This window comes from Roseateles sp. L2-2, from assembly GCF_050613215.1.
Lineage (GTDB): Bacteria > Pseudomonadota > Gammaproteobacteria > Burkholderiales > Burkholderiaceae_C > Roseateles > Roseateles noduli.
In genome coordinates this window covers 50,744-70,835 of sequence record NZ_CP192509.1, presented here as the reverse complement: position 1 = coordinate 70,835, position 20,092 = coordinate 50,744, and the positions used below count along the sequence as shown (strand labels likewise).

Below are 20,092 nucleotides of genomic sequence, written 5' to 3'. Positions count from 1 at the left end.
GGTCGCCCGGCGTCCCGGCGCACCGTAGGAACGCGCCTACAGGCCGCTCATCGGCTGCTCACAGGCCGCCGCCGGCCGGCGGCTGGCCGCCCTCGCCCGCCGGGCCCGGTCCTTGGGTCGGGGCCGGAGCCGGGATGGGCGCCGGCATCGGCGCTGGCATCGGCGTCATGCCGGGAATCGGGAAATCGATCCGCGGGATGTCCGGCTCGTCGCGCGCATCGGGCTTGATCGGCAGCCAGGCGCACACCTCGGTGCCCTGCCCCGGCGCGCTGCGCAGCCGCAGCTGTCCGCGTTCGGCCTCGACGCGGAAACGCATGCCCAGCAGCCCGTGCGAACCCAGCGACAGGCGGCCCGGCTCGAAGCCCTGTCCGTTGTCGGTGACGGTGACCAGCGCCTGCGCGTACTCGCGCTTGAGCGAGACGGTGACCTCGGTCGCGTGCGCGTACTTCGCGGTGTTGGTCAGGGCCTCCTGCACGAGGCGGAAGGCGGTCAGCTGGGCGCTCGGTGCCAGGTCGACCGCGGTATCGAGTTCCACCGTGATCGGCACGCCCAGCCGCTCCGAGGTCTCGCGGCACAGGATCTCCAGGGCGGGCACCAGGCCGAGCTGGTCGAGCGTGGAGGGACGCAGGTCCTCGATGATCCGGCGCTTGAGCGCGATGCCGCTGTTGAGCGTCTCGGTCAGGTGGTTGAGGCGCTGCATCAGCTCGGGCGCCCCGGCCTGCAGCTTGGGCCGCAGCCGGGCGACGTCCAGCTTGGCGGCCGTCAGCAGCGCGCCGAGCTCGTCGTGGAGGTCGCGGGCCAGACGCGCGCGTTCGTCTTCGCGCGCGGTCTGCAGGTGGCGGGCCAGCTGCGTCAGCTCGGCGGTGCGGCGCGACACCTCGACCTCCAGCCGGTCTCGCTCGGCGCGGACCTCCTGCGCCTGCTCGGCGCGCTGGACGTCGAGCGCCCGGCTCTTGCGCACGAACAGCACGAACACGATCAGGCTCAGCAGCGTCATGCCGGCCACACCGATGCGGCTCAGCATCAGCGTGTCGTAGACCTGGCCGGTCCCGAGCGCGATGCGGCGGTTCTCGTCGGCCAGCAGCTCGGCGGACCGGCGCCGGATCTGCTCCATCTGGTCGCGTCCGATGTCGGTCATCATGAGCTCGCGGCCGGCCGATTCGCGGCCGGTCTCGTAGAGCTTGAGCACCTCCTGCAGCTCGCTCAGCTTGGCGCTGACGGCCCCGGCGATCTCCTTGCTGCGGCGCTCCGCGTCCTCGGCGCCGACCTGCGCGTACATGCGCTGCAGGGAGCTCAGGCCCTGCGAGGCGTCCTCGGCGGCGAAGCGGTAGGGGTCCAGGTATTCGGGCCGGCGGGTGATCAGGTATCCCCGTTGCCCTGACTCCGCGTCGGTCACGCGGGCCATCAGCCGGAGCAGTTCCATCCGGGCCCGGCCCAGCGTGTCCAGACGGTCCATCTGCGAGACGGCGCCGAAGTAGGCCAGCTCGCTGATCAGGATCATCAGCAGGGCCACGAACACGCCCAGCGGCATGGCCCAGGTCTTGCGACCCAGGTTCGTGACGGTGTCCTTCAGGCTCATCCTCTACACTCCCTGAGCGATTTCGCTCACTTGACCATCGCCACCATGATCCGAATCGCCATCGTCGACGACCACGCGATTGTCCGCGCCGGGCTGCGGCAATTCCTCTCCGAACAAGTCGACCTGCGCGTCACCGGCGAAGCCGGATCGGGCCGCGAGGCGCTGGACCTCGTGCGCGCCGGCGAGCTCGACGTGATGCTGATGGACCTCTCGCTGCCCGACCAGAGCGGCGTCGAGACCCTGGCCGCCATCAAGGCCCGCAAGCCGGAACTGCCGGTGCTGATCCTCAGCGGCTTCCCGGAGACGCACTACGCGACCACGCTGCTGCGCCAGGGCGCCAGCGGCTACCTCAACAAGGAATGCGACCCCGAGGAGATCGCCACGGCGATCCGCACCGTCTTCCGCGGCCGCAAGTACATCACGCCGGCCGTGGCCGAACTGCTGGCCGAGGGCCTCGGCTCGCCGGCCGACCAGGCCGCGCACGACACGCTGTCGGAACGCGAGCTGCAGGTCTTCCTGCGCCTGGCGCGCGGCGAAACCGTGGGCCACATCGCCGACGGCATGTCGCTGAGCGTGAAGACGGTGTCGACCTACCGCTCGCGCGTGCTGGAGAAGCTCTCCCTCAACACGAACAGCGAACTGACGTATTACGCCCTCAAGAACGGGCTGATCGAGTAGCGGCATCGCCGGCTTCGCGGTTGGCCGCGTCGACCAGGCCGCCGCAGTAGGCGAGCAGGTCTTCCAGCTCGGCCGATTTGTCGAACACCTTGTCGGCGCCCAGCGCGAAGCAGCGCTGGCGCATGTCGGGCGTGGCGTAGTTGCTGAGCACGACCCGGCGTGCACCGGGCATGCGTTCGCCGGCGGCGCGCAGCACGTTCAGGCCGGTGCCCTGGGCCAGGAAGATGTCGATGATCAGCAGGTCGCAGCCGGGATGGTCCTGCGACAGCCAGCTCAACGCGCCGTTCTCGTCGACCGCATGGCCGAGGACGCGCAGGTCCACCATCTCCTCGAGCGTCGCCACCAGGTTCTCCCGGATGACGGCGTTGTCCTCGACGAGGAAGCAGGTGAGGGCGGCGCTGGCGGGCTGGGCATCCATGGGAAGGCTCGTGAACGACTCGGAACCACAAGCGGGTACGCGCGAACGGACGGGATGCGCAAGCAGGCCGTCCATTCGCGCGGTGTCTCCGCTGGCGGTTGGTCAGGCCGCCGACGGACACACGATCAGGTCAATCGCATCAGCGCATCAGTTGCGGATCGCGATCTCGTTCTTGACGCGCTTCACGCCCTTGACTTCACGGGCCAGGCGTTCGGCGTCGGCCTTCTCGTTGGCGTTCTTGGCGAAGCCCGAGAGCATCACCTCGCCTTGCAGCGTCTCCACGTGGATGGAGGAGGCGTCGACCGACTTGGCCTCGACGAACTTGGACTTCACCGCGGTGGTGACCGCGGCGTCGTCGACGTATTCGCCGACGGAGGATTGACCGCGGGTCACGGCGCAACCGGGCAGCAGGGTCAGGGCGCCCACAGCGGTGGCCAGGGCGAGAACGGTGGCTCGAATCATCATGTTGATCTCCTTCGATTGATGAAAAGGCTCGGACTCACGCGGCGTGGCGGTCTGACGACACGACAGCAGGGGCCGGCTCGGCGAACGTCGCGGGGGCGTGGTCCAGCAGATAGGGAAGCGCCGCTTCCAGACCCAGCACCGGTTCGTGGTCGCTGACCGCGGTCCATTGGACCTGGCAGGCGAATTCATGAACGTGGAGGGCGAGGGAATGGTGGTCGGCGATGGCCATCTGTCAGCTCCTTGTGCACCCCGTGGTGCGCTGGAATTGACTCTACGTATCCCGAACAGCCGGCCCTGTCGTCCGCGTCCGCGATGTCTTGTAGGACAAGCGGAAACGGCAACGCCCACGGGTCGAATGGGGCGTTGTCCTACAAGCCGTCGCGCAGGGGCCCCACAGGGTTCGGAAGAGGTGCTTCATAGGATGCAGGCATCGAATGAAGACCCGAGACGAGAACAAGATGAACACCTTCTCCGCCGCCGTTGGAAGCGCCGCCCAGGCACCGGCCCCCGCCCATCCCGACTTCCGCCCTTCCCATTGCGTGAACGCCGAGCTGCTGCTCTCCACGCCGCTGACGGTGGTGGTCAAGGCGCAGCTGTCCTACATCGACGCCGACGGCCGGGCGGAAGTCCAGGAACTCGCCCTCGTGATCCCGCGCAGCCGCTGCGCCGGCGACCATCCGTACTGGCCGGCGCTGCTGTCGGCCGCGACCGAACACTGGCAACGTTGCCCGGGCGGTGCCCGTCATCTGTCGGCCTGCGTCGACGGCCAATGGCAGACGCTGCTGACGGCGCAGACCACGCATTGAGGTCGTGTGCGCCTCGCGCGCTGAAGGCGCGGCGCAGGCACCGGGCGGCTTCCTCAAGCTGCTCTAAGACAGGGCGCGGATAATCCGTCACTGGCCGATCACCGGCCCGACGACGATGATCCGACGCCCTGCTTCCTTTTTCTCCACTGCTTTCCACCCGCTGGCGACGGCCGCTCTGGCCCTGCTGGCCGCGGCGGCGATGACCGGCTGCGGCACCTTCGGCACCAGCACCGCCGAGCGCAAGAACGCCGTGTACCTGAACGAGCGCTTCGCGTCGGACGAGACCTTCTCGCGCCTGTTCGATTCGAGCGTGCAGGACACCTGCGAGGCGGCGCGTCGCGCGCTGCTGAGCCAGGGTTACGTGATCGGGCTGGCGCTGCCGGATTCGATCTCGGGCACCAAGCGCTTCCAGCCCGAGGGCGAGGTGCACGTCGAGATCAGCTTCACGGTGGTGTGCGTGCCGGAAGGCGGCAGCGGCAAGCTCGCGACCGCCTATGTCTCGGCGCTGCAGGACCGCTACAACGTCAAGCGCAGCGCGAACTCCACCAGCCTGGGCGTCAGCGCGATCGGCTCGATCTCGGTGCCGCTCTCGTCGTCGACGGAGTCGCTGGTGAAGGTCGCCTCCGAAACCATCCCTGCCGGGCAGTTCTACGACCGGTTCTTCGCGTTGATGCAGCGCCTGATCACGCAGCAGGGGACCGAGGACACCAGCGACCTGGACAAGACCGGCGGTTGATTCCGCGCCCGTCGCCGCTCCTCCGGGGCGCGGCGGCTGCCTTCAGCCCATGCTGCGGAGCACGTTCTCTGCCGCCTGCTTCACATGCTCGCCGCACAGCCGCGCGGCGAGTTCGCCGTCGCGTTGCTCGATCGCCGTGACGATCGCATCGAGCTCCCGCAGCGTCTCGGGCAGGCGTCCCGGCTGCGCCATCGAGATCCGGCGCAGCACCGTCACGCGGTTGTTCAGCTGCTTGAGCATCTGTCCCGCGACCGTGTTGCCGCAGCCTTCCACCAGCACGTCGTAGAACTGGTTCTTGATCGTCAGGATCCGGGCCCGGTCGCCGGCGGCGTGCGCCTGGGCCAGTTCGGTCAGCTTGGCGCGCAGCGCCGCGCGCTGCCCCTCCGAGGCGTTCACCGCGAAGCCGCGTCCGGCCAGGCTCTCCAGGCTGGCGCGCACCTCGTAGATCTCGCGCACCTCGTCGCGGGAGATGCTGGTCACCTCCGGCCCGCGGTGCGGAATGATGGTGATCAGCCCTTCCGCCTGCAGGTGCTGCAGCGACTCGCGCACGCAGGACCGGCTGACGTCCAGGCTCTCGCAGAGCTCCCGCTCGGACAGCTTCTGGCCCGGGGCCAGCACGCCGTCCAGGATGGCGGTGCGCAGCGCCTGCGTGGCGCGCTGGCGCAAGGACGTCTCTTCCCGGGCTACTTTCACGAGGCTCATGGGCCGGATCCTACCTGTGGGCGGGCGATGTCCGGACGTCCGGATCACCCGATGTTCATACAGACGGATTGTCATACAACACGACGCTGCCGCTTTCAATCCGCGTATTCCCAATGTCGGATTGTCAGACAATCCGACTACATTGGGCCATCGACGGATCGCCGCGGTTCGTCCCGTCCCACCCCCATTCCCATCCACGTCCCCATTCACCAGGAGTTTCCGATGACCCGTGCGTACGCCCCGAAGAACCAGGCCCTGTTCGACCAAGGGCTCTCGACCCGGCGCGAGGTGCTGGGCGCCGAGTACGTCGACAACTCGATCAAGAACGCGACCGACTTCAACATCGACATGCAGGAACTGGTCACGCAGTACTGCTGGGGCGACGTCTGGAACCGTCCGGGCCTGGACCGCCGCACGCGCTCCTTCCTGAATCTGGCCATGATCACCGCGCTGAACCGCCCGCACGAGCTGAAGCTCCATGTGCGCGGCGCCATCAACAACGGCCTGACGCGCGACGAGATCAAGGAAGTCTTCCTGCAGACGGCGATCTACTGCGGCGTCCCGGCGGCGATCGACTCGTTCCGGGTCGCCGCCGAGGTGTTCAAAGAGATGGACGCCTGAGGAGTCGCGGCCATGACGACCATCGGATTCATCGGCCTGGGCATGATGGGCACGCCCATGGCCCACCTGCTGCACGCCGCCGGCCATGCGCTGGTGGTGCAGGACGCCCGGCCTGAGATCACCGCCCGCTTCGCCGAGGCGCATCCCGGCGCCCGTGTCGCCAGCGGCGCCGGCGACTACGCGGCCTGCGATGTCCTCATCACCATGCTGCCGAACTCGGACATCGTCGACGCCGTCGTCGCGCCGCTGGCGTCGCAGCTCAAGCGCGGCGCGGTGGTCGTGGAGATGAGCTCTGCCGATCCCAACCGGACACGCGCCCTCGCCCAGCGCCTGGCCGAGTCCGGCATCACGCTGATCGACGCGCCGGTCTCGGGCGGCGTGAAGAAGGCCGTGGCGGGCACGCTCGCCATCATGGTGGGCGGCGACGTCCCCGCCTTCGAGCGCGTCCGTCCGGTGCTGGAGACGCTGGGCAAGGCCATCACGCACGTCGGGCCGGTCGGCGCCGGTCATGCGCTGAAGGCGCTCAACAACTACGTCTCGGCGGCGGCGCTGATCGCGACCGCGGAAGCGATCCACGTCGGCGAGGCCTTCGGCATCGATCCGGCCACCATCGTCGACGTGATCCAGGCCTCGACCGGTCGGAACAACACGACCGAGAACAAGGCCCACCAGTTCATGCTGAATGGCGCGTTCAACTCGGGCTTCTCGCTGGCGCTGCAGGCGAAGGACGTCGGCATCGCCGCGTCGCTGGGCCGGGCGATGGGGCTGCCGATGGCGCTCGCGCAGGACGTGTACGCGATGACCGCCGAGGCGTCGGAGTCGCTGGGCGTCGGCGCGGATCACACCGAGCTCTACCGCTTCGTGGGCAGGAGCTGACGCGATGAGCGCTTCCTTCGACGTCGTCAATCCAGCGACCGGCGAACGCGTCGGGCAGGTGCGCAAGGACTCGGCGCAGGACGCGCTGGCGGCGGTCGAGGCGGCGCGCATCGCGCAGGTCGACTGGCGCCGGCGTGGCGGCCACGCGCGGGCCGATGTGCTGCAGCGCTGGTTCGACCTCGTCATCGCCGAGACCGAGGACCTGGCGCGCATCATGGTCTCGGAGCAGGGCAAGCCGCTGGCGGAAGCGCGCGCCGAGATCGTCTACGCCGCGAGCTACATCCGCTTCTACGCCGAGGAGGCGCGGCGGCTGCACGGCGAGACGATCCCGGCGGCGTCGCCGGATCGACGCCAGCTCGTGGTGCGCGAGCCGGTCGGCGTCTGCGCCGCGATCACGCCCTGGAACTTCCCCGCGGCGATGGTCACGCGCAAGGTCGCGCCGGCGCTGGCCGCCGGCTGCACCATGGTGCTGAAGCCGTCCGAGCTGACGCCGCTGACCGCGCTGCGGCTCGCGGAACTGGCGCTCGAAGCGGGACTGCCGACGGGCGTGCTGAATGTCGTCGTCGGCGATGCGGTCGAGATCGGCGCGGTGCTCACGGCGTCGCCGACGGTGCGCATGCTCAGCTTCACCGGCTCCACGCCGGTCGGCCGTCTGCTGATGGCGCAATGCGCGCCGACGGTGAAGAAGCTGGGACTGGAGCTCGGCGGCAACGCGCCGTTCATCGTCTTCGACGATGCGGACCTGGACGCTGCGGTGGAGGGCGCCATCGCCTCCAAGTTCCGCAACGCGGGCCAGACCTGCGTCTGCGCCAACCGGCTGTTCGTGCAGCGCGGCGTCTACGAGGACTTCGCGGCGCGGCTGATCGAACGCGTCCGGACCCTGCGGACCGGCAACGGCCTGGATGACGGCGTCACGCAAGGCCCGCTGATCAACGAGGCGGCGCGGCGCAAGGCGCTGTCGCACGTCAAGGATGCGCTGGACCACGGCGCGCGCCTGGGCATAGGCGGCGACGCGGTCGACGGTCCCGGCTGGTTCATGCAGCCGACCGTGCTGCTCGACGTGAAGGCCGGCATGCGCTGCCTGGACGAGGAAACCTTCGGCCCGGTCGCACCGCTGGTGGCCTTCGACACCGAAGCGGAGGCGATCGCCTGGGCGAACGCCAGCGAGTTCGGCCTGGCGAGCTACTTCTACTCGCGCGACGTCGCGCGCTGCTTCCGCGTCGCGGAGGCGATCGAGTCCGGGATGGTCGGCATCAACACCGGTGCGATCTCGAGCGAGACGGTGCCCTTCGGCGGCATCAAGCAGTCCGGACTGGGGCGCGAAGGCTCCCGGCACGGCCTGGACGAATACACCGAACTGAAGCTGATGAGCTTCGGCGGTGTCGGCGCGGCCTGACGGGGCGCGTCGGGAGGCTTTTCTTTCCTGCAGCGACAGACATGCAGCAACCGGCGATGGACCGGCGGCGCACTTCCTTATCCCCTTGGAGCGAGACATGCGAAAGATTGCGAAGAAGGTCCTGGCCGTCACGGTGACGACGGCGGCGATGGCGTTGGCCACGGCGGCGTCCGCCGCGTATCCGGACAAGCCGATCACGATGGTGATCCCCTATGCGACGGGCGGTTCGACCGACGTGATCGGCCGGCTGATCGCGGAAGCGATGACGCGCGACCTCGGTCAGCAGGTGATCGTGGAAAACGCGGGCGGCGCCGGCGGCACGATCGGCACGGCGAAGGTGGCGCGCGCCGCGCCGGACGGCTACACGGTGCTGCTGCACAACATGGGCATCGCGACGGCGCCCGCGCTCTATCCGAAGCTGACCTTCGACGCCAACAAGGATCTGGTGCCGATCAGCCTGGCCGGCGACGTGCCGATGATCCTGGTGGGGAACAAGAACTTCGCGCCGGCGACGGTCGCCGAGGTCATCAAGCAGATGAAGGCCAAGCCGGGCGAGGTGCGCTTCGCACATGCGGGCGTCGGCGCGACCTCGCACCTGTGCGCGATGCTGTTCAGCCAGACCACGAACACGACGGTGACCATGGTGCCGTACCGCGGCACGGGTCCGGCGCTGCAGGACGTGATCGCCGGCAACGTCGATCTGATCTGCGACCAGCCGGTGGCCACGGGTCCGCACGTGGCGGCGGGAGCGCTGAAGGCCTACGCGATGGCGACCAAGGCCCGCGTGCCGCAGCTGCCGAACGTCCCCACCTTCGCCGAAAGCGGCCTGCCGGGCTTCGAGCTCGCCGTCTGGCACGGCGTGTACGCGCCCAAGGGCACGCCGGCGGCGGTGATCACGCGTCTGAACACGGCGCTTCGCAACGCCCTGGCGGATGCGAACGTCGCGAAGCGTTTCCAGGAGATGGGTGTCGTCCCGCCGCAGGGCGACCGGCTCAAGCCGGAAGCGCTCGGCGCGCAGACGGCGGCGGAGATCAAGAAGTGGGATCCCGTCATCAAGGCCGCGGGCGCGAAGGCGGAGTGATCGCGCGCGAGCGCGCCCTGAGCGAAGCGGCCGCCGGCGTGTCGCGAATGACCGCCGGCATGTCGCGGATGACCGTGGCGTCCGGCGCGCCGACCGCCTAGAGTCCAGGCGCATGAACATCGCGCCGACCTCTCCTGTCCCGACGCCGTCCGACGATTCACTGCTCGATCACGTGGTCTGGCATGCAGTCACGGGACGGCAAGCCGCGCTCGCCGCCGGGGAGGACAACGCCTGGCGCTTCGCGCCGGACGTCGGTCCCTTCGGTGCCGTGAAGCCCAGCACGACCGGCACCTCCGCGCAGCTCGTTGAACTGCTTCGCATCGGATCGCCCGTCGTGCTCGTGGTGGCGGAAGAGGAGCGTCCGTTCGGCGGGCTCGTGCCGTTCAAACGGGCGCCGGTCGATCAGATGGTGCTGGTGGATCCGTCGGCGATGGCGTCCGTACCTGACGTCGAGACGCTGACGATGGGCACGGCCGACGTGCCGGACATCCTCGAACTCGTGCGCGCAACGCAGCCCGGGCCTTTCGGGCAACGCACCCTCGAGCTGGGCCGCTACATCGGCGTCCGGCTGGAGGGGCGGCTCGTGGCGCTGTCGGGCGAGCGCATGAAGGTCCCCGGCTTCACGGAGGTCAGCGCGGTCTGCGTCGATCCGTCGTGCCGGGGACGCGGCTTCGCCGCATCGCTGATGAAGGCGGTCGCGCAGGGCATCCTCGCCCGCGGCGAGACGCCCTTCCTGCACGTGTTCACCGACAACGTCACGGCGATCGCGCTCTACGAGCGCCTGGGCTTCCGCCTGCGCCGCCGGTTCAGCGTGAACTTCTTCGACGAGCGCGCGCTCCGCGCCGTCGATGCGCTCAATGCGCCGCCATCGGATCCATCAGGTACACCCCGTCCGACAACGCCTTCTTGACCTGGCGCGTCGAGTCGTCGACGGTGATCTCGACGGCGCCCTGCTCGATCTCGTCGAGCGACTGACGGACCACGTCCTCGGGGCGGGCCTTGGGCACTTCGAAGTCGCGGATCATGTCCGTGTCGATGAAGCCGCCGTGGAAGCCGGCGACGAGCGTGCCCTGCGGCGCGAGTTCGGCGCGCAGGCTGTTGGTCAGCGCCCAGGCCGCGGCCTTGCTGACGCCATAGGCGCCGAGCATCGGCGTGTTCACCCAGCTGAGGATGGACAGCATGTTCAGGATGGCGCCGCCGCCGTTGCGGCCCAGCACCGGCGCGAAGGCGCGCGCGACGTGGAAGATGCCGTACAGGTTGGTCTCCAGCTGCTCGCGCAGGACGGTCTCGGCGTTGTCGCTGGCGATCCCGCCGACGCGGCCGATGCCGGCGTTGTTGATGAGCAGCGTCACGTCGCCGCAGGCGCGCGCGGCGGCGGCGGCCTGTTCGGGCTTGGTCACGTCCAGCTGCACCGGCACGACGCCGGGCAGCGTGATGGTCGAGACGTCGCGCGCGGCGGCGTAGACCTTCTTCGCGCCGCGGGCCAGAGCCTGCTTGGCGAATTCGAGCCCGAGGCCCCGGTTCGCGCCGGTGATGAAGACGACGGCATCCTTGATCTGCATGGAACTTCCTTCTGCGCCGTGGCGCGTTGGTTTCATATGACGCACGTCATATTGATGGGGAAAGAAAAGGGACCCGAAGGCCCCCGATGGAAAGCGGAATCAGCCGGCCGGACGGGCCTGTGCGGTCGAACGGGCCGGTTGGGCGGCGGCTTCAGCGTGTTGACTCAGCAGCGCGCGCTTGGTGCTGGCGAGGATGGCGATCGCCTGGTCGCGATCGCCGATCGCGCGGGCCATCTGGAGGGCGCCGACCAGCGTCGCGGCGATCGGCCAGGCGGATTCCGGCGAGGTGCCTTCGCCCAGCGCGTCCATGACGAGACCTTGCATGCCGAGCAGGAGTCCGTGGCCTTCGCCGCGCACGGCGGCCGACTGGCGGGGCAGCTCGGCGACCAGCGCCGCGACCGGGCAGCCGCAGTCGACGTTGTCGATGCCGCTCTCGTGCAGATAGGTCTCCACCAGGGCGCGGAACGGTGGCACGCCGGCGGCCACGAGCCGGTCGGCATGGCTGTGATGCAGTTGCCGGCTGTCCTGTCCGGCGCGCAGCGCGGCGGCGCACAGCAGGTCGTCGCGGGATGCGAAGTGGGCGTAGAAGCCGCCGTGCGTGAGTCCAGCCTGCTTCATCACGTCGGCGACGCCCACGCCGTCGAAGCCGGCGCGGCGGACGGTGCGGGAGGCCACATCGAGGATGCGGTCGCGGGATTCTTCCTTGCGCGTGGAGCGGGAAGAAGAGGACGAAGCGTTCATGGGATCGGAGCTTAATATGATGACCATCATACGTCAACGATCCAACGTCGATCCCACCCCGCCCCCCGGGGCCGTTGCGTGCCTTATCGCATCAATTCAGCGAGCGAGGGATCCACGCCCGGCGGCGGCGCGTCGCAATCGCTGCCGATCCACTTGTGAACGGATGAGGAGTCGTAGCTCAGCGGCTGGCCTTGCGCGGTCGAGCCCTTGAACGAGACCTTCACGGTAGCGGTCGACTTGTCCTTGACCTCGTAGGTGCCGACACCGGTGCCGCTGACCATGTCGCTCTTGCAGCTCATCGTGAAGGTGCCGCTGGCGGCGTCGGCGGGCTTGAGCTGCGTGGTGCATTGCTCGACGCTCTCGGGCTTCGGGAGCGCAAACTCGGCGGACTTCTGGCAGTCCAGGTGCGGACTGCCGCCCGCAGGCAGACCGAGCTGCGCCATCGCGGCCGACAGGCTGCTCTTCTGCTGCGCGGTGAGCGCGCCCTTGATGTCGAAGATCGTCGGCATCTTGCGGCCGTTGAGCGTGTTGACGCTCGCGCTGGCCCACAGGCCAGGCTTGACGCTGATCGACTGGGCCTGGACCGGCGGCGTCGCGGCCAGCAGGCCGAGCGACAGCACGATCAGGGAAAGGGACGCGGAACGGAAAGCGAGAGCGCACATGCAGAAGATCTCGTGGATGCCCGGGGAGGACGACGAGGTCAGTCTACGGAGCGGTCTCGTGCGCGCGCGGCACCGCTGAACCCTTCACAGGGGGCGCGTATGACGGAGGTCATGTCGGCCTCGGGCCATCTGGACAAAGAAGAAGGCCCATCAGTCTTCCAACTGATGGGCCTGATGGCCTGGTGAGATGGTCTGGCGAAACGGAGTCGCCTGACGCTGAGAGGCCATCGTTAAAGCTGGACTGACCGCACATGTAAATCAACTGCGTTCCAGCCATTTTATTGCGCCTCCGAGGTGACGTTCTACGACTTGTCTGGACGTTCTACGCCCGAGGTGCCCAGAAAGCTGGACGATCTTCGATGCGACGTCATGCCTCTTCGATTCGTGTGCATTAGAGCCTATGAAAGTCTGACGATCTCAGAACGTGACCTCCTCGCGAAGGCCGCGGGACCCGTCGTGGTGGGCCCTTGGTTCGGTTGCGGACCCTGCGGCGCTGAACTACGGTCGCCGTGTCGGCCCTGCGAGGGGTCCGTGCTCCGAGCTCCGGGCACCTGTCGCCTGAGCAACTCAAGTTTCCAATTGAAAACTTGGATTTTCTCGAGCGCCAGGGCTTAGCTCTAGTCATGCCCGCGCCATCGAAGTCTCAAAGTCACGCTCGCTACCCGCTGACGAGCATCCTTGGAAGTGGCGGAAACCTACGGGTGTTGCGCGTGTTGTTCGCCGATCAGTATCAGTCTCTGCACCCCGCACCCCAACTGGCCCGAGCCGCGGGCCTGTCACCGCAGGGCACCCGATTGGTGCTCGACGCGCTGTCCGCGCAACAGCTGATTGCCGTTCACGGCTCGGGTCGAGTACAGCTGTATGGATCCAGCATCCCGCGCTCGCTGAGGAACTCATGAACGACTTCCACCGCAAGCAAGCGGCACTTCGCGGGCCGACCGTCGGCGTCTGGCGGGGCACGCTCAACAGGCGCCCCTCAGTCAAGGAGGAGCCAAGTGACGAGCAGCTAAGAACCTGACCAGCGGGTTTGACACCATGCAGCATGGCGTTCCATGCGCAACCCTTTCGCTCCCGGGTATAGCGAAGTACCGACCCTTGACTGTGGGACCGAGCTCCGACGCGCAGTACGATGCTGCGACCTCAACCAGCCACGTAGCGAATGTCCCAGATCGATGTATCCCGCCTCTCGTACGCCGAGCTCGTTGCCTTGCGCAGCGAGCTGGAGCAGCAGATCGACGAGAAGCGCGGGGAAGAACTCAAGGTGCTCGTGGACGGTTTCGCAAAGAAGCTCGTGGCGGCCGGGTTTACGGTCGCGGAGGGCGTCGACGCCCTAGCGCCGTACGTAGCGGCCGGCGGCAAGGGTGCTCGAAAGTCTGGCTCTCAAGCTTCGGTCTTGTACCGCGACCCCGCCAACCCGTCCAACACTTGGAGTGGACGCGGCAGAGCCGCCAAATGGCTCGCGGACTACGAGGCCGGCGGTCGCAACCGCGACGAGTTCAAAGTCCAAGGCTGAAGGGCGCACACTATCTCACTTGAGACGGTGTCCACGCCAGAACGCCCATACTGCGGCGCCGCCAACGGCCAGGCCGCTGGCCAGCCCTAGCCATCCGAGCCGCCATCCCTCGTCGATGCGCACCTCAGGGTTCGAGAGCAAGATGAGCACCATGCCCCCGAAGGCGCAGGCAAGCGGGAACGCGATCGACAAGATGATCAGCAGGGCTCGCTTCACTTGAAGCGCTCCAAGGTTGGGCAGTTCAGATACACCCCTGCGCTGCTACCGCCAGCTCGCACAACCTCTTCGAAGAAGCTCGCGCAGCTGTTTGGAGCTATCAGCCAGAGCGCTTCTTGGACATCCGCTGGTCCAACTTGAACTGGGCCGCTTTTGGGTTTGTGATCTTCACCGGACGTTGCGACAGGACTCGTTTGCCGTTCTCGCGAAGGTATTCTCGAGAGATGGCGTGGCTTAAAGGGTGATCGCGTGGACGAATGGGACGCTGATGTCGATGTCGAGTTGCGGCCCAACGGTAGCTTCGCGCCAGTTCTCGTGCTTGTTCCGCCAACGCTCCTGGGAGCCGCCATTGCGCGTCGTCCTCGACGGCGAGTTCGAAGACGACGAGCTGGCACGCTTGGCTGTGCTCGACGCCATGGTTGCGATGACGCACGAACGGCTTCAAGACTGACCGGCCTCCCTTCAGCGATCTCGCAGGCCTCCGCCGATCCCAGACTGGAAGGCCATCAGCGTTGGTAACGAGATCTTCATCGCGACATCCGTGGAACATTGCCGGCAGTCCGCTTGGCCTGCTACGGTGTGATCCTCGCTTTTAGCGCCTGCTCCATCCATTCGAGGGCCGCGCGCTTACGCGGCTCCGATTCGGCGGCGGTGCAGTCGGCGGGCACGACGACGCGATAGCCCCTTACGTACGCATCCATCGCCGTGCACTTTACGCAGTAGTCGGTGGCCAGCCCCGTCACGACAACCTCCTTTGCGCTGAGCTGCTCAAGGAGAAGGTCGAGCGGCGTCGCGTAGAAGCCGGAGTGCCGCGGCTTGAGAATCATCAGGTCGGCCTTCGCGGGCGGCAGCAGGCGCGCCAGTTCGGCCGCGGCGCCGCCGGCACCGCGACACCTACGCAGCAACGTCGGCACGTCCGAGCGCCACTGGCCGAAGTTGTCGTTGACGTAGATAACGCAAGCCCCATCGGTGTGGAACTGCTTCTTCAAACGGGCGGTGGCGCGTGCCGCTTCCACCGCAGCGTCGGCGAGATCATCGGCGCCGGCGAAGTCCAGCGGGTTGATGAAATCCACCAGCAGCAGCACCTTGCGCGACCGCGGCATACCGGTGCCGCTGGCAACTTTATGGTTGATCGCGCGGGCGGCGGAAGAGCTTGCCATGATCAGCGGTTCCTCATAGAGCGCCGCGCCCGCCGGAGTCGCCGTATACCTGGGCCGTCGCGTAGCTGCATTCGGAGGCGGCCAGCGGCATGCACTCGGACGCCAGCTCCGCAGCGCGGCCGGGCAATCCCTTGGGGGTGTCGGTGCCGAACCTCTGCATGATTTTCTCTGCGTGGTCGGATCGCGGCGTAATGGCGCGCGCGAGGCCCGGCCAGGGCTGCGACTGCTTCGGAAAGGCGATCTTGTCGGAAGAGGACATGTCGAGCTCCTGGTTCGAGGTCGGTGTGCGGCATCCGCGTCAAACAGGCTGCGGCAACACGCATGCCCAGGCAGCACCGCGCCTCACGCGGACCGCAGCCGGCCGAGGTGGGTCGAAAAGCCGTCCGGGGCTCGACCGTCCTGTCTTGCACTCGTCACCACGCGCACGGTGTTAGTCCATGCGATGCGGACGCCGAGCGCGTGGAGACGCTCCACCAGCGCCACATCCTCGCGCGTGCATAGAGTCGGGAATCCACCGGCCTGCTGGTAGGCGCTCACGCTCACGCCGAGGTTTGCGCCGTGGATGTGCCGGTGGTCCTCGGCGTCGAGGTAGCCGGCTTCGTAGGCGCTGCGCTCTTCGGACGTGAAGCCCGTCCAGTCATCCACCTCGACGACGCCGCAGACGGCCTCGCTGCGCAGCGCCAACTGGCGCGAGAACCAGCAGGGCGCGACGACGGAATCCGCGTCCGTGAACGCCAGCCACCGCGCGCCTTGCTCGATCAGGGCCTGCGCGCCCGCCGCGCGAGCGAAGCCGACGTTGCGGGCGTCTACGGCCAGGCATTGCGCGCCGAAGGCGTGGGCGATGTCGCCGGTCCGGTCGCGGCACGCATCCAGCACCACCAGGATGCGAACTTCCTCGCCTTGCAAGTCCGGATGCGCGGCGGCTACCCGCAAGGCCTTCAAGGCCCTGCCGATCAGGGCCTCCTCGTCATGGGCGGGAACCACCGCGCCGATCATGGCCGCAGGCCCTCGCGCCGCGCCACCGAGCGACCGTCCGGACTCCAGGCCTCGACAAGGAAATCCTCCTCCTCGTGACGCGACAGTCGGGTCCAGCCGGAACGCCGCTGGAACGCGGCACTCATCAGTCGATGCACCTCATCGCCGCTGCGGACATAGTCGCCTTCCGGATGCCGCCAATGACTGGCGAGCAGCGTGCCGCCGGCATCCAGGCTCGCCATCGCGCCCTCGAGGGTCTGCCGGAAGGCCTCGTCGTCGAGGTAATAGCCGATCTCGCTCAGGACGATCAGGTCGAAGCGTCCCTCGGGCCACTGCGCAGGGAGGCGGGCCTGCGACACCTCGACATGCGACAGCCGGGACAGTCGCCGACGCGCATGGGCCACGGCCGTGGCGCTGCCGTCGCTGCAGAGCAGCCGGTCGCAGCGCTCCGCCAATCCGGCGCTCAGCACGCCATTGGCGCACGCGGGCTCAAAGGCTCGCGCATAGCGCTCCGACGGCAGGCTGGCGAGGATCTGCGCGCGCTTGCGCCGCTCGTACCACCGCGTGCGGTAGCCCCACGGGTCCGCGTCCTTCCTGAACAGATCCTCGAAATGCTCGGCCAGCGCGTCCTGTCCTGACGGACCTCGGGCGTTCATGACGACTGCTCCGACACGAAGAAGAACTCCGCCGAGCGAAGCAGCCGATCCACCGCTTCAGGGAACAGCACGGGCGGACGGTCTCCGTCGGGCGTCAGCTGGCTGCGGTGTTCGGACAGCGCGAGCCACTTGTCCTCGAGCGCGCGCCCGGTCAACGGCAACTGGCGCAGGCGCTGCCACGGCACGGCTGGGTCTCCCGGTCGCGCCCAATGCCAGGTCCACACCGGGACTTCCAGCAGCGTGGCCCCGCATGCCGCGCTGGCCTTGGCGCAGGCGCGGCCGACAGCTTCATGGTCGGGATGGCCGTCGTGGCGCCAGGTGGAAATGACGACGTCGTGCGGCCGCAGCTGTCCGGCCAAGGCGTCGACGAGCCGAGTCTCGTGGTGCCGCACCTGACCATCGGGAAGTCCGAGCCCGTGGATCGGGGCACGCAGCCCGAGATGCCACAGGCCTTGCGTGCGCTCCTGCCGGCGGCGCGCGGCGAGCCGGGCCGGCGTCCATCTCGTCGACCCGGCGTGGCTGGCGCCGCCATCGGTCACGCCGATCACGAGGACCGTCGATATCGAGGGCCAGCGCTGCGTCGTCGCGCGCGACCGGGCCGCGAGCAGCGACAGCAGGCCGCCACATCCCAGCACTTCATCGTCCGGATGCGGCGCCACGACGACGACCCGCGATCCGTCCGGCACCAGCTCGTCGATCGAAGTCAGCGGCACCTGCCACAGCGGCATCCATTGCCGCCAAGCCCATTCAGGCGTCCCGGTGCCCTCGATCCGGCGGCGCGACAACGGCGCCCCCGTCGACGTCAAGTCGGGTTCTTGCGTCTGCGGCATCTGCTGCAGATGCGGGAAAGTGAGATCGATGGTCAGAGCGTCCATGTCGTGTCCGCCTGTTGAGAGAGTTCCTGACCCAGCGCGGCCAGATCCCGGTCGCCATGGCATTGGCGGATGAACACTGGCAAATCCGCTGCCAGCCGGGCAAGGCGCTCGTCATGGCATAACGGACCGGCGCCCATCGCACGTGTCGCCGCGCGGAGCACCTGCTGGGCGCATTCATCGCTGGAGGCCCGCGTCCGCAGCGCCCAGACGCGCGCGTCGCGGTCGGGATGGCGATCGATCCAGGCGGCGGCTTCGCGCAGGAGCGCGGCATTGGCGCTGAGCAGTCGATCCATGTCGCCGAGTGCCAGCGCCCGATGCCAGCCTGGATCGCCGGCGGCGTTCGCGCCGGTGCCGGAAGAGGCGACCGCCGCCGCGCGGGCCTGTGCCACGAGGGCGTTGGCGATCGCACACGACGCACCATGCCAGCAGGCGGCGATGCCGATGCCGCCTTGCCAGAACCCAGGCCGGGAGAGATAGAACCCCGCCGGCCCGACCAGGCGAGCCGGCACCGCGTCGAATCGCACCGATGCACTCGCGGAGTCCGCCATGCCGACGGCCTTCCAGCGCGACGCATCGATGGTCACGCCCGCCTGCCGCAGATCGACATCCGCGAGCCACGGCCCCTCATTCGGGTCAGCGTGCGCCCCTTCGTCCGGCCAGACCGTCAGCAGCGCCCGATCCAACGCGGCGGCACCTGAGCACCAAGCCTTGACGCCGTACAGCGCGACGGTGTCTTCATCCGATGCTCGAAAGGCCACGCGTGCCCCCGGAGGCTCCGCCGCCCACATGCCGTAGGCGGGCGCCGCGGATGAGGTGCCTCGCGGCACTGCAACGCCGCCGGCGTCCGCGAGGATGGCCATCGCGTCGGTGTGTCCCTCGAAGAGCTTGACGAGCGAGAGATCCACGGCGGCCACGGTCGCCAGCGCAGACCAGCGCTCCAGGGTGCGCCCACGCCCTGGTAGCGGCAGTTCGGCCCGACCCGCGTCGATGAGGGCACGCAAGCGTCGACCTGGCTCCACGTCGCTCATGGCCAGGCGCTCGCAGAGGGCGCGGCCCGCCTGCTGGGCAAGATCGCAAGGGTCGCGGTGGAAAGCATGGACCGGTTCCTGAAAAGGGCGACCCGCATGGCAAGGCGCCGCGGGAATCTGAACCGCTCGATAGCAAGGGCGGTGCCCGCGCCAAATGGAGAAGTCCCTTCGGCCTCGAAGCGCTTCTCTGCGGGGTGATCCTCGGTCAACGCCCGTTCGGGTCCTGGTCCTGCGCGCTCCGCTCGTTCTTTCGTACGCCACGCAGGTTCATCGCGAACAGACCGACCTGCAGCACGATCAGGGCGTACGAATGACTGAAGGCGCCCCAGACACACCACAGCACATTGCTCAGGACAAAGGTCCAGAAGCCCCAGGTCCTTCGCCGTGCGCTCTGTCCGCCCACCAGCCAGGCGGCAATGAGCGTGACGACCATGGCAGGCCATTGAAGCGCGTCGAGCAGGTTGTCCATCTCCACGCACGGCAATTGGCCCGCCGACGGCCGACGGTGAGGGCGTGACCAGCACGGCTTGCCGCTTGCCATGCCTTGGAGGCCATTCACGCGGAGCTTATGGCATGTCCGTCACTCTTCGCATCGGCACCGCCGGCTGGAGCATTCCCAGGGATGTGGCCGGCAGCTTCCCGGGAGACGAGAGCCAGCTGAATCGCTACGCGCGCGTCCTCGGGTGCACCGAGATCAACACGACGTTCAGCCGCACGCATCGCGAGTCCACCTTCGAACGCTGGGCCGGCGAAACGCCGGAGGATTTCCGGTTTTCAGCAAAGCTGCCGAAGGCGATGACGCATGACGCGCGCCTGAGGGTCTCCCGGGCAGATGTCGACGCATTCATCGCGTTGCTCGCGGGGCTGGGCGAGCGGCTGGCCGTGCTGCTCGTCCAGTTGCCTCCGTCCTTGGACCTGGAACCGAAGACGGCGCGGACCTTCTTCCGTGCTCTTCGCGCCGCGTTCAACGGCGCGGTGATGTGCGAGCCCAGACATTCGAGTTGGTTCACCGCATCCGCCCAGCGGCTGCTGCGTGAAGAACGGATTGGACGCGTGGCCGCCGACCCTGCCCACCCTGCCGGCGCTTTCCAACCAGGCGGGTGGATGGGTGAGGCGGCGAACGGTCGCGGCGCCACGATTTATTACCGGTGGCACGGATCTCCGCGCACTTATTGGTCCCGTTATGACGACGACTGGCTTCTGGGACGTGCGCAGGAACTGTTGCGGTGGCCGGACGGCTCGGACATCTGGTGCATCTTCGACAACACCGCGTCCGGCGCCGCCGCAGCCAACGCATTGCAGTTGCAGGCCTTGATCAGGCAAAACCGCGACAACCAGTGATCGGG

The 20,092-nt window shown here is 68.1% G+C and carries 27 protein-coding genes; 10 read left to right on the top strand and 17 right to left on the bottom strand.

The window, feature by feature from the left end; translation table 11 throughout:
• Nucleotides 1-58: 58 nt before the first annotated feature.
• Entirely contained in the window at nt 59-1,579 is a 1,521-nt protein-coding gene (locus ACQZ13_RS00375; RefSeq protein WP_431049321.1) for a CHASE3 domain-containing protein, read from the bottom strand.
• A gap of 45 nt (nt 1,580-1,624) precedes the next feature.
• Between ACQZ13_RS00375 and ACQZ13_RS00370 the strand changes: the two genes are divergently transcribed.
• Nucleotides 1,625-2,257 carry a response regulator gene (locus ACQZ13_RS00370; protein ID WP_067283393.1) on the top strand — a complete coding sequence of 211 codons (633 nt, stop codon included), beginning with the start codon at nt 1,625-1,627 and terminating at the stop codon, nt 2,255-2,257.
• Here the strand turns inward: ACQZ13_RS00370 and ACQZ13_RS00365 are convergent.
• The 3 genes from ACQZ13_RS00365 to ACQZ13_RS00355 form a co-directional block, all read right to left on the bottom strand.
• Entirely contained in the window at nt 2,235-2,675 is a 441-nt protein-coding gene (locus ACQZ13_RS00365; protein WP_431049320.1) for a response regulator transcription factor, read from the bottom strand. The genes ACQZ13_RS00370 and ACQZ13_RS00365 overlap by 23 nt on opposite strands.
• A gap of 147 nt (nt 2,676-2,822) precedes the next feature.
• The gene (locus tag ACQZ13_RS00360; RefSeq protein ID WP_231993337.1) at nt 2,823-3,137 is read right to left on the bottom strand and encodes a BON domain-containing protein; all 315 of its coding nucleotides are present in this window, start codon (nt 3,135-3,137) and stop codon (nt 2,823-2,825) included.
• Nucleotides 3,138-3,174: 37 nt separating this feature from the next.
• Entirely contained in the window at nt 3,175-3,369 is a 195-nt protein-coding gene (locus ACQZ13_RS00355; RefSeq protein ID WP_088408102.1) for a hypothetical protein, read from the bottom strand.
• A 205-nt stretch (nt 3,370-3,574) separates the two neighbouring features.
• Here ACQZ13_RS00355 and ACQZ13_RS00350 point away from each other — a divergent pair, with 205 nt between their 5' ends.
• Both ACQZ13_RS00350 and ACQZ13_RS00345 read left to right on the top strand, forming a co-directional pair.
• Nucleotides 3,575-3,946, top strand: a complete 372-nt coding sequence (locus tag ACQZ13_RS00350; protein WP_431049319.1) for a hypothetical protein — start codon at nt 3,575-3,577, stop codon at nt 3,944-3,946.
• 115 nt (nt 3,947-4,061) lie between these two features.
• On the top strand, nt 4,062-4,682 hold the full coding sequence (locus tag ACQZ13_RS00345) for a DUF2242 domain-containing protein (RefSeq protein WP_431049318.1): 621 nt from the start codon (nt 4,062-4,064) through the stop codon (nt 4,680-4,682).
• 42 nt (nt 4,683-4,724) lie between these two features.
• On the opposite strand, the gene ACQZ13_RS00340 is transcribed toward ACQZ13_RS00345, so the two are convergent.
• Nucleotides 4,725-5,384 carry a GntR family transcriptional regulator gene (locus ACQZ13_RS00340; protein WP_431049317.1) on the bottom strand — a complete coding sequence of 220 codons (660 nt, stop codon included), beginning with the start codon at nt 5,382-5,384 and terminating at the stop codon, nt 4,725-4,727.
• Nucleotides 5,385-5,606: 222 nt separating this feature from the next.
• On the opposite strand from ACQZ13_RS00340, the gene pcaC reads away from it, so the two are divergent.
• From pcaC to ACQZ13_RS00315, 5 genes are all read left to right on the top strand, one after another.
• On the top strand, nt 5,607-6,005 hold the full coding sequence (gene pcaC, locus ACQZ13_RS00335) for a 4-carboxymuconolactone decarboxylase (RefSeq protein ID WP_067280375.1): 399 nt from the start codon (nt 5,607-5,609) through the stop codon (nt 6,003-6,005).
• 12 nt (nt 6,006-6,017) lie between these two features.
• The gene (locus ACQZ13_RS00330; protein WP_431049316.1) at nt 6,018-6,881 is read left to right on the top strand and encodes an NAD(P)-dependent oxidoreductase; all 864 of its coding nucleotides are present in this window, start codon (nt 6,018-6,020) and stop codon (nt 6,879-6,881) included.
• Between the two features lie 4 nt (nt 6,882-6,885).
• A complete protein-coding gene (locus tag ACQZ13_RS00325) occupies nt 6,886-8,277 on the top strand; it encodes an NAD-dependent succinate-semialdehyde dehydrogenase (RefSeq protein WP_431049314.1) in 1,392 nt (463 codons plus the stop codon).
• A 97-nt stretch (nt 8,278-8,374) separates the two neighbouring features.
• Entirely contained in the window at nt 8,375-9,358 is a 984-nt protein-coding gene (locus ACQZ13_RS00320) for a tripartite tricarboxylate transporter substrate-binding protein (protein WP_431049313.1), read from the top strand.
• Nucleotides 9,359-9,470: 112 nt separating this feature from the next.
• Complete coding sequence (locus tag ACQZ13_RS00315) at nt 9,471-10,268, top strand: GNAT family N-acetyltransferase (RefSeq protein ID WP_431049311.1); 798 nt, start codon at nt 9,471-9,473, stop codon at nt 10,266-10,268.
• Here the strand turns inward: ACQZ13_RS00315 and ACQZ13_RS00310 are convergent.
• The 3 genes from ACQZ13_RS00310 to ACQZ13_RS00300 form a co-directional block, all read right to left on the bottom strand.
• Nucleotides 10,213-10,920, bottom strand: a complete 708-nt coding sequence (locus tag ACQZ13_RS00310) for an SDR family oxidoreductase (protein ID WP_088408110.1) — start codon at nt 10,918-10,920, stop codon at nt 10,213-10,215. The genes ACQZ13_RS00315 and ACQZ13_RS00310 overlap by 56 nt on opposite strands.
• A 99-nt stretch (nt 10,921-11,019) precedes the next feature.
• A complete protein-coding gene (locus tag ACQZ13_RS00305; protein ID WP_431049309.1) occupies nt 11,020-11,661 on the bottom strand; it encodes a TetR/AcrR family transcriptional regulator in 642 nt (213 codons plus the stop codon).
• Nucleotides 11,662-11,744: 83 nt separating this feature from the next.
• Nucleotides 11,745-12,323 carry a DUF3617 domain-containing protein gene (locus ACQZ13_RS00300; RefSeq protein ID WP_431049308.1) on the bottom strand — a complete coding sequence of 193 codons (579 nt, stop codon included), beginning with the start codon at nt 12,321-12,323 and terminating at the stop codon, nt 11,745-11,747.
• A 1,159-nt stretch (nt 12,324-13,482) separates the two neighbouring features.
• Here ACQZ13_RS00300 and ACQZ13_RS00295 point away from each other — a divergent pair.
• Entirely contained in the window at nt 13,483-13,836 is a 354-nt protein-coding gene (locus ACQZ13_RS00295; RefSeq protein ID WP_431049307.1) for an H-NS family nucleoid-associated regulatory protein, read from the top strand.
• Between the two features lie 15 nt (nt 13,837-13,851).
• Here ACQZ13_RS00295 and ACQZ13_RS00290 read toward each other — a convergent pair whose 3' ends face one another.
• The 9 genes from ACQZ13_RS00290 to ACQZ13_RS00250 form a co-directional block, all read right to left on the bottom strand.
• A complete protein-coding gene (locus ACQZ13_RS00290; RefSeq protein WP_431049305.1) occupies nt 13,852-14,052 on the bottom strand; it encodes a hypothetical protein in 201 nt (66 codons plus the stop codon).
• Nucleotides 14,053-14,152: 100 nt separating this feature from the next.
• Entirely contained in the window at nt 14,153-14,497 is a 345-nt protein-coding gene (locus ACQZ13_RS00285; protein WP_431049304.1) for a hypothetical protein, read from the bottom strand.
• 127 nt (nt 14,498-14,624) lie between these two features.
• Nucleotides 14,625-15,212 (bottom strand): cysteine hydrolase family protein, encoded by a 588-nt coding sequence (locus tag ACQZ13_RS00280; protein ID WP_431049303.1) that lies wholly within the window; start codon nt 15,210-15,212, stop codon nt 14,625-14,627.
• A 13-nt stretch (nt 15,213-15,225) separates the two neighbouring features.
• Nucleotides 15,226-15,471, bottom strand: a complete 246-nt coding sequence (locus tag ACQZ13_RS00275) for a hypothetical protein (protein ID WP_431049302.1) — start codon at nt 15,469-15,471, stop codon at nt 15,226-15,228.
• A gap of 83 nt (nt 15,472-15,554) precedes the next feature.
• Nucleotides 15,555-16,208 (bottom strand): glycosyltransferase, encoded by a 654-nt coding sequence (locus tag ACQZ13_RS00270; RefSeq protein WP_431049301.1) that lies wholly within the window; start codon nt 16,206-16,208, stop codon nt 15,555-15,557.
• Nucleotides 16,205-16,843 carry a class I SAM-dependent DNA methyltransferase gene (locus ACQZ13_RS00265; RefSeq protein WP_431049300.1) on the bottom strand — a complete coding sequence of 213 codons (639 nt, stop codon included), beginning with the start codon at nt 16,841-16,843 and terminating at the stop codon, nt 16,205-16,207. Before ACQZ13_RS00265 ends, ACQZ13_RS00270 begins: the two co-directional genes overlap by 4 nt.
• Complete coding sequence (locus ACQZ13_RS00260) at nt 16,840-17,718, bottom strand: PIG-L deacetylase family protein (RefSeq protein ID WP_431049299.1); 879 nt, start codon at nt 17,716-17,718, stop codon at nt 16,840-16,842. The genes ACQZ13_RS00265 and ACQZ13_RS00260 overlap by 4 nt, the downstream gene beginning before the upstream one ends.
• Nucleotides 17,706-18,746, bottom strand: a complete 1,041-nt coding sequence (locus ACQZ13_RS00255; RefSeq protein ID WP_431049298.1) for an acyl-CoA dehydrogenase — start codon at nt 18,744-18,746, stop codon at nt 17,706-17,708. The genes ACQZ13_RS00260 and ACQZ13_RS00255 overlap by 13 nt, the downstream gene beginning before the upstream one ends.
• Nucleotides 18,747-18,951: 205 nt before the next feature.
• The gene (locus tag ACQZ13_RS00250) at nt 18,952-19,215 is read right to left on the bottom strand and encodes a hypothetical protein (RefSeq protein ID WP_431049297.1); all 264 of its coding nucleotides are present in this window, start codon (nt 19,213-19,215) and stop codon (nt 18,952-18,954) included.
• A 104-nt stretch (nt 19,216-19,319) separates the two neighbouring features.
• On the opposite strand from ACQZ13_RS00250, the gene ACQZ13_RS00245 reads away from it, so the two are divergent.
• Nucleotides 19,320-20,087 (top strand): DUF72 domain-containing protein, encoded by a 768-nt coding sequence (locus ACQZ13_RS00245; protein WP_431049296.1) that lies wholly within the window; start codon nt 19,320-19,322, stop codon nt 20,085-20,087.
• Nucleotides 20,088-20,092 lie beyond the last annotated feature (5 nt).